The 9,375-nt window shown below is 63.7% G+C and carries 7 protein-coding genes and 1 pseudogene; 3 read left to right on the top strand and 5 right to left on the bottom strand.

The window, feature by feature from the left end; genetic code table 11:
* Window positions 1-191 precede the first annotated feature (191 nt).
* The 4 genes from ABOA88_RS22260 to ABOA88_RS22245 form a co-directional block, all read right to left on the bottom strand.
* On the bottom strand, window positions 192-1,613 hold the full coding sequence (locus tag ABOA88_RS22260) for an efflux transporter outer membrane subunit (protein WP_196171058.1): 1,422 nt from the start codon (window positions 1,611-1,613) through the stop codon (window positions 192-194).
* On the bottom strand, window positions 1,610-4,789 hold the full coding sequence (locus ABOA88_RS22255) for an efflux RND transporter permease subunit (RefSeq protein WP_367852116.1): 3,180 nt from the start codon (window positions 4,787-4,789) through the stop codon (window positions 1,610-1,612). Before ABOA88_RS22255 ends, ABOA88_RS22260 begins: the two co-directional genes overlap by 4 nt.
* Before the next feature lie 12 nt (window positions 4,790-4,801).
* Window positions 4,802-6,046, bottom strand: coding sequence for a multidrug efflux RND transporter periplasmic adaptor subunit MexE (gene mexE, locus ABOA88_RS22250; protein ID WP_196171060.1), 1,245 nt, complete (start codon window positions 6,044-6,046; stop codon window positions 4,802-4,804).
* 177 nt (window positions 6,047-6,223) lie between these two features.
* Window positions 6,224-6,706 (bottom strand): GNAT family N-acetyltransferase, encoded by a 483-nt coding sequence (locus ABOA88_RS22245; RefSeq protein WP_196171061.1) that lies wholly within the window; start codon window positions 6,704-6,706, stop codon window positions 6,224-6,226.
* Between the two features lie 145 nt (window positions 6,707-6,851).
* On the opposite strand from ABOA88_RS22245, the gene ABOA88_RS22240 reads away from it, so the two are divergent.
* The 3 genes and pseudogenes from ABOA88_RS22240 to ABOA88_RS22230 all read left to right on the top strand — a co-directional run.
* Entirely contained in the window at window positions 6,852-7,472 is a 621-nt protein-coding gene (locus ABOA88_RS22240; RefSeq protein WP_196171062.1) for a LysE family translocator, read from the top strand.
* A gap of 21 nt (window positions 7,473-7,493) precedes the next feature.
* Window positions 7,494-8,369 (top strand): alpha/beta fold hydrolase, encoded by an 876-nt coding sequence (locus tag ABOA88_RS22235; protein WP_367852115.1) that lies wholly within the window; start codon window positions 7,494-7,496, stop codon window positions 8,367-8,369.
* A gap of 57 nt (window positions 8,370-8,426) precedes the next feature.
* Window positions 8,427-8,546 (top strand): annotated as a pseudogene (locus ABOA88_RS22230) (helix-turn-helix domain-containing protein); the annotation flags it as partial.
* On the opposite strand, the gene ABOA88_RS22225 reads toward ABOA88_RS22230, so the two are convergent.
* Window positions 8,547-9,245 carry a pirin family protein gene (locus ABOA88_RS22225; RefSeq protein ID WP_196171064.1) on the bottom strand — a complete coding sequence of 233 codons (699 nt, stop codon included), beginning with the start codon at window positions 9,243-9,245 and terminating at the stop codon, window positions 8,547-8,549.
* Window positions 9,246-9,375 lie beyond the last annotated feature (130 nt).

The raw sequence follows: 9,375 nt of genomic DNA, 5'->3' as shown, positions 1-9,375 counted from the left end.
GCCTACTTTTGCCCAAGAGCAAAAGTAGGTCGCCGTAAAGGCGAAAAGCGCCGGTAGCGCCCCCACCAAACCCGGATATTCACCCAGCCTGAAAGCCCAAGCCCAAGCCCCAAAAAAAAGCCCCGCAAACCCAAAGGCCAGCAGGGCAAACGGTTGGGGGAGGAACCAACCAAAGGAGTCCTAGAAAAACCTCAGCGAACGCTGGCCACCGCCTGCCCCTCAGGCTGCCACCCGCCCCCCAGAGCCTTGTAGATCGCCACAATGCCCTGATAAAGCTCAACCTCACCCTGCGCCTGCGCATCCTCGGCACTGAGCCGCTCCCGCTCCGCATCGAGCAGCACCAGGTAATCGACAGTCCCTTCCCGATACCGCACCGACGCCAAGTCAGCCGCCTTGCGACTCGCATCACTCTGGCGAATCAATGCCAGCAGCCGTTGCTGACGCTTGCCGTAATCACTGAAAGCATTGGCCGATTCTTCCAAGGCCAGCAGCACCTGCTGCTCGTAATTGGCCAGAGCCCCTTCGGCATCGGCCTTGGCCCCGCGCAGGCGGGCCCGCACACTGCCCAGGTCGAACGCTGCCCAGGTAATGCTCGGCCCCAAGGCCCAGGCATTGGCTGCCGACGAGCCGATCTGCGACCCACGCGCCGCGGTAAAGCCCAGGAATCCACTGAGGCTCACCCGTGGGAACAGGTCCGCTGTGGCCACGCCGACATTGGCCGTGGCCGCCGCCAATTGGCGTTCGGCGCTGCGGATGTCCGGGCGGCGGCGCAGCAGTTCGCCGGGGTCACCCACCGGCAAGGCCTTGGCAATCGCCGGCAAGGCTTTGGGTGAGAGGTCCACGCTCAGCGCATCCGGACGCTGGCCAAGCAGGGTGGCGATGCGGTTGCGTGCGCGCACTTGTTCGGCCTGCAACTGTGGCACGGTCGCTTCCACCGCGGCCAGGCGGGCATCGGCGCGAACCACGTCCAGGTCATTGCCGACCCCGGCATCACGCAGGGTCTCGGTGATGCTGCGCGACTCCTGCTGGGTCTTGAGGTTGGCCAAGGCGATCTTCTCGCGCAGTTGGGCGCCGCGCAGCTGGCCATAGGCGTCCACCAGTTCTGCGATGAGGCTGACCTGCAACTGCTGCAGGTCGGCCGCAGCGGCAGCCTCCTGCGCTTCGCTGGCCTCGATTTGCCGCTGTATGCGGCCGAACAGGTCCAGCTCCCAGGCCATGTCCAGGCCCAGGTCATAGCGCTCACTGTTGACCCGTTGCTCGGTCTGGCCAGGGATCTGGCCTTTGCCGATGTCGCTGCTGACACGGCTGGTCACCACCGGCAGTTGGTCGTTCTCGGCGTCCTCGCGAATCGAGCGCGCTGACTTGAGCCTGGCGAAAGCCACGCGCAGGTCACGGTTGCCTTCCAGCGATGCCTGTACCAGTTGGTTGAGCACCGGATCGTCGAATTGCTTCCACCAGATGCTCTCGAAACGGCTGCGGTCCAACGCCTTGGTCGGCAGTTCGGTGTCCAGGTGCGCAGGCTCGGTTGCCGGCGCCTGGTAGTCCGGGCCCACCGCGCAGGCCGCCAGGGCCAATGCCAGCAGGCTCGGGGTCAGGGGTTTGAGCAGGTTCATGCATGGCTCTCCAGCGAGTGGATGCGCTCGGCCTTGCGGGCCTGGCGACGTTCGACGAAACGGCGGATCAGGAAGAAGAACACCGGCGTCAGGAACAGACCGAACACGGTCACGCCAATCATCCCCGAGAACACCGCCACACCCATGGCATGGCGCATTTCGGCACCGGCACCGGAGGAGAACACCAGCGGCACCACACCCATGATGAAGGCGATCGAGGTCATCAGGATCGGACGCAGACGCAGGCGGCAAGCCTCCAGCACCGCAGCCAGCGGATCCAGGCCTTCGGCCTGCTTGTCCTTGGCGAACTCGACGATGAGGATGGCGTTCTTGCACGCCAGGCCCACCAGCACGATCAAGCCGATCTGGGTGAAGATGTTGTTGTCACCCCCCGAGATGATCACGCCGGTAATGGCCGATAGCAGGGTCATCGGCACGATCAGGATCACCGCCAACGGCAGGCTCCAGCTCTCGTACTGGGCGGCCAGCACCAGGAAGGCCAGCAACACGCAGAGTGGGAAGACGAACAGCGCGGTGTTGCCCGCCAGGATCTGCTGGTAGGTCAGGTCGGTCCATTCGAAGGTCATGCCGTTGGGCAGTTCTTCCTTGAGCAGTTTCTCCATGGCGGCCTCGGCCTGGCCGGAGCTGTAGCCGGGCGCTGCACCGCCGTTGATCTCGGCGGTGATGAAGCCGTTGTAGTGCATCACCCGGTCAGGTCCCGAGGTATCGCTGACCTTGAGGAAGGTCGCCAGCGGAATCATCTCGCCCAGGTTGTTGCGCACCTTCAGCTGGCCGATCTGTTCTGCGTCGAGACGGAACTGCTGTTCGGCCTGGACGTTGACCTGGTAGGTGCGGCCAAAGCGGTTGAAGTCGTTGGTGTACAGCGAGCCCAGGTAGATCTGCAGCGTCTCGAAGATGTCGTTGATCGCCACGCCATGGGTCTTGGCCTTCTCGCGGTCGATGGCGGCATCGACCTGAGGCACGTTGACCTGATAGCTGGTGAACAGGCCTGCCAGCTCCGGCACGTTATGGCTCTTGGCGATGATGTTCTGGGTTTCCTTGTACAGCGCTTCGTAACCCAGGTTGCCACGGTCCTCGATCTGCAGGCGGAAGCCGCCGATGGTCCCCAGACCCTGCACGGGGGGCGGCGGGAAGATTGCGATGTAGGCGTCCTGGATGTCAGCGAACTTGGCGTTCAGCGCCGCCGCGATGGCGGCCGCCGACTGGCTCGGGTCCTTGCGCTCGTCGAAGGGTTTGAGCGGGGTGAACACGATGCCGCTGTTGGGGCTGTTGGTGAAGCCGTTGATCGACAGGCCAGGGAAGGCCACCGAGTCGGCCACGCCAGGTTGCTCCAGGGCGATCTCGCTCATCTTCTTGATCACCGCCTCGGTGCGGTCGAGGCTGGCCGCGTCCGGCAGTTGGGCGAAGGCCACCAGGTACTGCTTGTCCTGGGCCGGGACGAAACCGGTTGGCGTGGACGAGAAGCCCAGGTAGGTCAGGCCCATCAAGCCTGCATAGACGAACAGGGCGATACCGCTGGAACGAATGACCCGGCGCACACCGCCAACATAACGATGGCTGGCACGGTCGAAGAAGCGGTTGAACGGGGCGAACAGCCAGCTACCCAGCAGTTTTTCCAGGAACCGCGAGAAACGGTCCTTGGGCGCGTGGTGGTCCTTGAGCAGCACCGCGGCCAGGGCCGGCGACAGGGTCAGCGAGTTGAATGCCGAGATCACGGTCGAGATGGCGATGGTCAGGGCGAACTGCTTGTAGAACTGCCCGGTAAGGCCGGAGATGAACGCGGCCGGCACGAACACGGCGCACAGCACCAGCGCGGTGGCGATGATCGGCCCGGTCACTTCGCTCATGGCCTTTTGCGTCGCTTCCATGGGCTTGAGGCCCAGGCCGATGTTGCGCTCGACGTTCTCCACCACGACGATGGCATCGTCCACCACGATCCCGATGGCCAGCACCAGGCCAAACAGCGATAGCGCGTTGAGCGAGAAGCCGAACAGGTGCATCACCGCGAAGGTGCCGATCAGCGATACCGGCACGGCCATCAGCGGGATGATCGAGGCGCGCCAGGTCTGTAGGAACAGGATCACCACCAGCACCACCAGCACCAGGGCCTCGAACAGCGTATGCACCACGGCCTCGATGGAGCCACGGACGAACACGGTCGGGTCATAGACGATGCTGTAGTCCATTCCCTCGGGGAAGTCCTTCTTCAGTTCGGCCATCTTGGCGCGGACTTCGTCCGAGATTTCGATGGCATTGGAACCTGGGCGCTGGAAGATCGGAATCGCCACCGCCGGCTGGTTGTTCAGCAGCGAGCGCAGGGCGTACTGGCTGGAGCCCAGTTCTACCCGGGCGATGTCCTTCAGGCGCGTGATCTCGCCGTTTTCGCCAGCGCGGATGATGATGTTCTCGAACTCTTCCTCGTTGACCAGGCGGCCTTGGGTGTTGATCGACAACTGGAAGCTGGTCGCGCCAGGGGCGGGCGGGGCGCCCAGCTGGCCGGCGGCGACCTGACGGTTCTGTTCGCGGATGGCCGCCACCACGTCGCTGGCGGTCAGGTTGCGCGAGGCGGTCTTGTTCGGATCGAGCCAGACCCGCAGGGAGTAGTCGCCCATGCCGAACAGCTGCACGTCACCCACGCCGCCCAGGCGCGCCAGCTCATCCTTGATGTTGAGGATGGCGTAGTTGGACAGGTACAGCATGTCATAGCGGTTATCCGGCGAGGTCAGGTGCACGACCATGGTCAGGTCGGGCGAGGCCTTGTCGACAGTGATACCGATGCGCGTCACTTCTTCGGGCAGCTTCGGCTGGGTCCGGGTGACACGGTTCTGCACCTGCACCTGGGCGTTGTCCAGGTCGGTGCCCAGGGCGAAGGTGATGGTCAGGGTCAGCTTGCCGTCGGCGGTGGACTGCGAGGACATGTACAGCATGTTCTCGACGCCGGTGATCGCCTGTTCCAGCGGCGCGGCGACGGTTTCGCCGATCACCTTGGGGTTGGCGCCGGGGAAGTTGGCGCGCACCACCACGGTGGGCGGCACCACTTCGGGGTATTCGCTGATCGGCAGCTTGAACAGCGCGATGGAGCCTGCGATCAGCAGCACCAGCGAAAGCACGGCGGCGAAAATCGGCCGGGTGATGAAGAATTTCGAAAAGTTCATCGGTGGGGTCCCTTAACCGCGCGGTGCCTGGGCACTGGCGACGTTTTCACGGGCGCCGGCAACGGCCGGTGCTGCCTTGTTGCTGGCTTCCAGGGCCTGGCGCTGGCGGGCCAGGGTGGCGAGGGTCTCTTCGCTGGCCATCGGCGTTTCCTGTGGCGTGACCGGCGAGCCGGGGCGCACGCGCTGCAGGCCCTTGACCACGATGCGGTCATCCTTGTTCAGGCCGCTGCGCACGATGCGCAGGCCTTCGAGCTTGGGCCCGAGTTCCACGGCGCGGTAGGCGGCCTTGTTGTCCTTGTCCATGACCAATACGAACTTCTTGCCAAGGTCGGTGCCCACGGCCTCGTCGTTGATCAGCACGGCGTCGTACTTGGCGCTGCCGACCAGCTTCAGGCGGGCATACAGGCCGGGGGTGAACTGGCCGTCGCGGTTGTCGAACACCGCGCGGCCACGGATGGTGCCGGTGCGCGGGTTGACCTGGTTGTCGACGAAGTTCATCTGACCCAGGTGCGGATTGCCGGTCTCGTTGGTCAGGCCCAGGTACACCGGGGTGCTCTGGCCACGCTGACCGTCGCGGGCCAGCTGGGTGTACTTGAGGTAGACGCGCTCATCGGCGTCGAAGTAGGCGTAGACCTTGTCGGTGGAAACCACTGAGGTGAGCGGCGTGACGTCTGCAGTGACGATGTTGCCGGCGGTGAACTGGGCGCGGCTGACACGGCCGCTGATCGGCGCAGTCACTCGGGTGAAGCTCAGGTTCAGGCGGGCCAGGTCCAGTTGCGCCTGGATCGCCGCGACGCCGGCGCGGGCCTCGGCGGCGGCGCTGCTGCGCGATTCGGCCAGCTCTGCGGAAATCGCGTTGCTGTCACGCAGGCGTTCACCACGACGGGCTTCGTTCTCGCTGCGCAGCGCCGTGGCGCGGGCTTGTTGCAGTTGCGCCTCCAGACGGCGTACCTCGGCCTGGAACGGACGCGGGTCGATCTGGAACAGCAGGTCGCCTTTTTGCACCTGGGCGCCTTCGGTGAAGGCCACCAGGTCGATCTGGCCGGAGACCCGTGGGCGCACCTCGACGGTTTCCGGCGCTTCCAGGCGACCGGTGAACTCGTCCCATTCGTTGATCGGCTGCTCGATCACCTTGGCCACGCTGACCTTGGGCGCGGCAGGAGCCTGCACAGCCTCCGGAGTACGACCGCACGCGGCGATCACCAGCACTGCCAGGGCAGCGAGGGGAAAGCGCAAGGGTTTGAGTGATTGTTCCATGGAGAACTCCGCCAATGATTGGATAGTGGGCGGATTCTGCGAGTCTTGCGCGCGGGGAACGAATCGAACGGCACGAAGGTTATTATCAAGCGGAATGATATGTGGCCATGCATCATCGATCAGGACACATGAATGCCAGGGGGGCCTGGGCAGGGGCCGCGACGCGGCCCCAGGTCATTAGGCCTGCGCCGCAAATTGCGCCAACCGCTCCCCTTCGAGCCGGTAACGCACCCACTCGTCCTGCGGCTCGGCGCCGAGGGACTTGTAGAAACCGATGGCGGGCTCGTTCCAGTCCAGCACGCTCCACTCCAGACGCCCGCAGCCTTTGGCCACGGCTTCGCGGGCAATGTGCCGCAGCACCTGCCGCCCGGCGCCGTCGCCGCGTTGTTCGGGGGTGATGTACAGGTCTTCCAGGTAGATGCCGTTGCGTCCAAGCCAGGTGGAGTAACTGTAGAAGTACACGGCAAAGCCAATGGCCACGCCGTCGCGCTCACAGATCAGGCTGTGGACGGTACTGCCCTCATCGAACAGGCTGTGTTCGATGTCGGCAACGCTGGCCACCACTTCATGGCGGGCGCGTTCGTATTCGGCAAGCTCAGTGATGAAGGCCAGGATTTGCGCAGCATCGGTACGCACGGCGGGGCGAATGGTCAAGCTCATGTGCAGACGTCCTTGAGGGGGCAGGGCAGGTCGTTTGAAGCCGATACAGTCATGTGTATCGGTGCAATTTATTGCAACTGTACGGGTCACGCAGAAAAGCGCTCGGCTAGTGTGACAACACAACAACCCTTTGTGGAAGCCCGTCATGCTTGGATCAGTCGATCTGCTCACCGCCTTCGTGCTCTTTGCCTTCGTTTCATCGATCACCCCAGGGCCGAACAACACCATGTTGCTGGCGTCGGGGGTGAACTTCGGTGTGCGCCGGTCGATCCCTCATGCCCTGGGGATCAGCATCGGCTTCATGGTGATGGTGCTGGGCGTGGGTTTCGGCTTGGGCCAGTTGTTCACTGCCTGGCCGCCGCTTTACAGCATCCTGCGCTACACGGGCGCCGCGTATCTGCTGTACCTGGCCTGGAAGATCGCCACCTCCGGGCCGATCTCCGGCGATGCCGCACACACACGCAAGCCTCTGGGCTTCTGGGGGGCGGCGGCTTTCCAGTGGGTCAACCCCAAGGCCTGGGTGATGGCGGTGGGGGCGATCACCACCTATACGCCGGCCCAGGGCTATGTGCTCAACGTGATCGTCATCGCAGCCTTGTTCGCCCTGGTCAATCTGCCCAGTGTCGGGATCTGGGTGATGTTCGGCAGTGCTTTGCGCAACTTCTTGCAGAACCCGCGCTGGCTGATGCTGTTCAATGTCCTGATGGCCTTGCTGCTGGTGATTTCGCTGTACCCGCTGCTGTTTGTAGAATCGGCGTTTTCCTGAACCGATGAGTACACAAGGCCGATGCAGTTGATTCCCTGGTCCCACGAAAGCTCCGAAGGTTTCACCTTGCGTGGCTGGCGCTCGCCAGCCAGCGGGCGGCCCTTGTTGCACTTCTTGCACGGCAACGGTTTTTGCTGCCTGGCCTACCAGCCTCTGCTGATGCACTTGAGCGAACACTTCGACCTGTGGCTGAGCGATGTTCAGGGGCATGGCGACAGTGACCATGGCGGGGTGTTTCGTGGCTGGAATCGCAGTGCGGCGCTGGCGGTGGAAGCCTTCGACGCAGGCCGTGGCGAGTATGGCGACGTACCTCGCTTCGCGGTCGGGCACAGCTTTGGCGGGGTGTTGACTGGCCTGATTCTGGCCACTGAGCCTCACTTGTTCGAGCGCGCCGTGCTGCTGGACCCGGTGCTGTTCAGCCGGCGCATGATCGGCGTGATGGGCGCCGCCGCACTGGTCGGGCTGCACCGTCGTCATGCTCTGGCACGCAAGGCTGCGACCCGCCGCAGCCACTGGCCGGATCGGGAGGCGGCGTTGGCCTCGCTGAAAGGGCGGGGCATTTTCAAGGGCTGGACCGATGCCTCGTTGCACGCCTATGTGGAGCATGCCATCGGTGAGTGCGGTGAGGGTGTCGTGCTCAAGTGCCGGCCCAGCCGCGAGGTCGAGATCTTCAGTTCGTTTCCCGAACGGATGTGGACCCATCTGGCGCGGATCCAGACCCCCACTCGTATCCTCTACGGCGAACATACCTATCCTTTCGTACCCCACTCGGTGCAGCGGCTGGCTGCATTGAACCGCCAAGTGAGTGTCCAGCAGGTGCCGGGTGGGCATTGCTTCATGCAGGAAGACCCGGCAGCGGCGGCCGAGCAGGTCGTGAGTTTCTTGCAAACGCGCTGAGCCCTTCGACGGTCTGCCCGCTTTGAGGTGAGCATTTGACTAATCGCGTGCGAAAGTCAGTCGGTGCTGGAGGCCGCGCTGGACCTGGGCTATGAAAGCCCCAGTGCGTTCAGCGCAATGCTCCGCCGAACGCTTGGGGGTTCACCGTCAGCCTACTTCGGGCGTGAAGGCGGGTAGTCAGGCCACATCCACCAGGACGATTTCACTGTCCTCGATCGCACTGACCCGCAGCACTTCTTCCTGCTCGATGGCCACGCCATCACGCGCCTTGGCCCTGAGTCCATTGACCTCGACCAATCCCTTGGCCGGCACCAGATAGCCCCGGCGGCCGGCGTCGAAGCGGTACTCGGCGGTTTCACCGGCACGCAAGGTGGCGGCCACCAGGCGGGCGTCGGTGCGGATGCGCAGGCTGTCTTCATCGCCGTCCCGGCCACTGGCCAGGGTCACGAAACCTTCGCCGCGCTCGCCTTTGGGGAAGGGCCGGGTACCCCAGGACGGCGCTTCGCCGACGCGCTCAGGCATGATCCAGATCTGGAAGATCCGGGTGTCGACCTTTTCCAGGTTGTATTCGCTGTGCACGATCCCGGTGCCTGCGCTCATCACCTGAACATCCCCCGCCTCGGTACGGCCTTTGTTGCCCAGGCTGTCCTGGTGGGTGATGGCGCCTTCACGCACATAGGTGATGATTTCCATGTCGCGGTGCGGGTGGGGCGGGAAGCCGCTGCCCGCGGCGATCAAGTCATCGTTCCAGACCCGCAGGTTGCCCCAGCTCATGCGCGCTGGGTCGTAGTACTCGGCGAACGAGAAATGATGATGGGCATCGAGCCAGCCGTGGTTGGCGTGGCCGAGGCTTTCGAACGGTCGCAGTTGCAGCATGGTCGTGCTCCTTGAATGGGTGGAATGGCGCCATGATGCGCCAAACAAAGATCGAAAATAAGCGTAAATATCGGCTTGTTTTTATCTATTTATTGGATTCTTTTGTGTGCACAAATACATGCGATTCATC

The organism is Pseudomonas sp. PKS, from assembly GCF_051913525.1.
Taxonomy (GTDB): Bacteria; Pseudomonadota; Gammaproteobacteria; order Pseudomonadales; family Pseudomonadaceae; genus Aquipseudomonas; species Aquipseudomonas guariconensis_D.
This window is presented reverse-complemented; position numbering and strand designations above follow the sequence as displayed.